The 3,023-nt window shown below is 36.5% G+C and carries 2 protein-coding genes and 1 pseudogene; all 3 read right to left on the bottom strand.

Annotated features, from left to right (window positions below):
• Positions 1-175: 175 nt before the first annotated feature.
• Positions 176-403 (bottom strand): annotated as a pseudogene (locus tag ACEN31_RS11315) (tyrosine-type recombinase/integrase); the annotation flags it as partial.
• A gap of 1,380 nt (positions 404-1,783) precedes the next feature.
• On the bottom strand, positions 1,784-2,188 hold the full coding sequence (gene ndk, locus ACEN31_RS11310) for a nucleoside-diphosphate kinase (RefSeq protein ID WP_407109460.1): 405 nt from the start codon (positions 2,186-2,188) through the stop codon (positions 1,784-1,786).
• Between the two features lie 62 nt (positions 2,189-2,250).
• Positions 2,251-2,847: a rhodanese-like domain-containing protein gene (locus tag ACEN31_RS11305; RefSeq protein WP_407109459.1), complete on the bottom strand. Its 597-nt coding sequence runs from the start codon at positions 2,845-2,847 to the stop codon at positions 2,251-2,253.
• Positions 2,848-3,023 lie beyond the last annotated feature (176 nt).

Below are 3,023 nucleotides of genomic sequence, written 5' to 3'. Positions count from 1 at the left end.
GAAGGTTCATTTAGTTAAAATCTACTTCGAGAACTCACTATTTTGTAGAAAAATTCCCAATTTTTCCAAGAACGATTAATTTATTCAAGAAACCAGCTTAAATTATAGAGCTATGAATTATTCAGGTTCAATAAATATATATTCTATTCGACTAATATTCTATCATTTAGTTATATTAAAATCCTAATCTAAAATTTAATAAGGTTTCACTTATTTCGTCTTCATTGATCCCGATATAGCGCTTCGTGATTTTTTCGCTGCTATGACCAAATATTTCCATCAGTGTGGCCACATCTTTGGTTTTCTTGTAATAGTGGTAACCAAACGTCTTACGCAGCGTGTGCGTGCCGATATCGTCTCTTCCTAACAGCTGAGCGACCTTTTGAAACATCTGATAGACCGTTTGAGCACCCGTTGATGGATTAATTGTTGGAATGGCAAGTTGATATCGGTCACTTGGAGTGCCCCAAAATTGAGATACCGCAATAATATTCGGATTCAAATCAACAAATTGACTGACCGAATTATATTGATAAAAATCATTATCAATCGGCTTAAACATTTCAGGTGATACTTCATAGAAAATCAAAGTTGCTCCCATCGCAAAAACATCGTGAATGGGATAAGATACTTGCATGAATGATTCTGTTCCATTCGGTCTGTAATAAGGATACGAAATAATGTAATTATTACGGAAATCAAGTTGAAGTTGTTCAGAAACCGTATAATCAGAGCGACCTATCATTGTTTGCAGTTCTTCGTATTTCGTATCCTCACCTCCAATATTTCCAAAACTAGCATTCTCAACAACATATCTAAAATCACCATAAGCTTCTAAAGCCTCGGGAGAGGTAATCCAATTGAATGCTTCAAACGCTTGGTGGAGCTCAATGACATTTTGATAACTTGATGGTTGACTTGTCGATTCAGTTGACAGCTTTTGAAAACGAGTTAGGTTTACATTAAAAGTAATGTCATCCATTGAATTACTTTGTATCTCGTAAAAGCTCACTAAATCATAGGAATCCTGGACGTCGTTATAATAAAAATAAAGATTCGTGTCTAATTTTTTCATATTTGACTGCTCACCGATGTAGTTTTGATATTGATAAGATGCGTATCCCAGACCATCAGTTCCTTGATGATCAACAATTCCATCACGATTAAAAGTTAGTTGATGGGAAGTATCAGGTTTAAAAGAATCAGAAACTGTGACTTTATTTGAAAGAAAGAACACTAAACTTTCCTCTGACCTTTCCAGATAATTATCGTAAGGCATAGTTACGTTTTGTAAACTAATGCTTTGAACTGCACCAGTAGATTGATAAGTCCCAATAAAATCCTGATATGGTAAGGATTCTGTACTGGCATTCGAAGCGCTATCTCCAGCAGGACTAGCATATTGTGCTAAGTATTCACGGGCATATTCTGTTAATGACATCTCTGTTGCATGGTCAATCCACCCTGGATAACCATCTTCCAAAGTGTAAATAATATCTCGAATTTGAGCATCACTTAAAGTTGTTCCACTGATAGCAGAGTTGAATAATGCATCATCAAAATTATCCATATATTGTCCGCCATCTACCCAACCATTGCCAGATGATAGGGAAGAGCTTAAATAATCAACGAACTCTTGTCGTCCCATTAAACCTTGCGCAGAGACGGGTTGTAAGTTAATCATTGCGAGAGAAGTCGCGAGTAACAAGCCAGCTTTTAAAATTTTAAACATAAAATACTCCTATTATTTGATAAGTATATTCTTAATTTGAACTCACGCAAACTAGCCAAAAAATCGCTTGATTTCAACTTCAGCAGCTTCAGGTGAGTCTGAGCCATGAATCGTATTATAAGTTAAATCAGTCGCAAAGTCTCCACGAATTGTTCCCGGCATTGCTTCAAAGACATTTGTCGGCCCCATCAATGTCCGCATACCTTGAATAGCTTCATCGCCTTCAACAATCATTGCAAATACTGGTCCGGATAACATATAAGCTTCCAGTTTAGGATAGAAATTCTGTTCTAATAAATGAGCATAATGATTCGCAATTATCTCTGAATCAAGATCCATTAACTTTGCTTGAAGGATCTGGTAGCCTTTTCTTTCAATTCGACTAATAATCTCACCCATTAACTGTCGTTGGATAGCATCAGGCTTCAACATGATGTAAGTCTGTTCTACCGCCATGATCTCACTCCTCTATAGTATTGTTAATTTCATTTTATTTGAAAATATCTATAATCGTATTTTCACTTACCAGTAGCCTTATACTTGTCTTCATCTTGGATAGCTTTCATACCACCTTCGATAATGATAGGTTGAAATCCTAGTGTCTCAAGGTACGAAGCAGCTGCTGTTCCTCGGTTCCCAGAACCGCATAAAGTATAGATGTGTTTACTGTTATTAAGGGATTGATGAGACGTAGGTAAATCTTCAAACGGAATGGATTTAAGATTATTTTTTGGTGCGATACGTGTAATTTCGGACGGATTTCTAACATCAAGAAGAGTATAATCGCCTTCAAGATCTAAGAAATCCTTAGCAGAGATTGTATCACTTTGTCTGAGTTCTGAATTAGGGATTTCCTCAAACAAAATATAACCAGACAACTCTGTAAAGCCTAATTCTTTTGCTGATAATTGAAGATCGTCTAAGTGTTGTGAACTTTTATCATCAGTGACAAAGACCATGGGCTCATTTGTTGGGAAATAGTTAATCGCGTACTTTTTAAAATTAGCTAAATTAAGATTCAGTGCCCCAACAATGTGGCCAGCTCGAAATGAATGTTGCGAACGTGTATCAACGAGGTGTTGCCCATTAAGTGAGCTGTAAACTAATTTTTGCATATAATCAGCCTCCGATTATTCTAATTATAGTTAGTATATGGTATTAAAGGGGAGCGTCAAGAAGTTTGTGTAAATAAAGAATTCCTTCTGTAAAAAAATCAGCTCTCTGCTAGTGTTCCAAACATTTCCCATAGCTCTGCTTCAGCTTGCTGGAAACCGCGGTGGCTTCGGGTTAA

Origin of the sequence: Ruoffia sp. FAM 26255, from assembly GCF_045528525.1 — a bacterium.
Taxonomy (GTDB): Bacteria; Bacillota; Bacilli; order Lactobacillales; family Aerococcaceae; genus Ruoffia; species Ruoffia tabacinasalis.
This window is presented reverse-complemented; position numbering and strand designations above follow the sequence as displayed.

Bases quoted from the DNA above. Each gene is read 5' to 3' on its own strand.
- ACEN31_RS11305 (WP_407109459.1), bottom strand. From the start codon at position 2,847: ATGCAAAAATTAGTTTACAGCTCACTTAATGGGCAACACCTCGTTGAT.
- ndk (WP_407109460.1), bottom strand. From the start codon at position 2,188: ATGGCGGTAGAACAGACTTACATCATGTTGAAGCCTGATGCTATCCAA.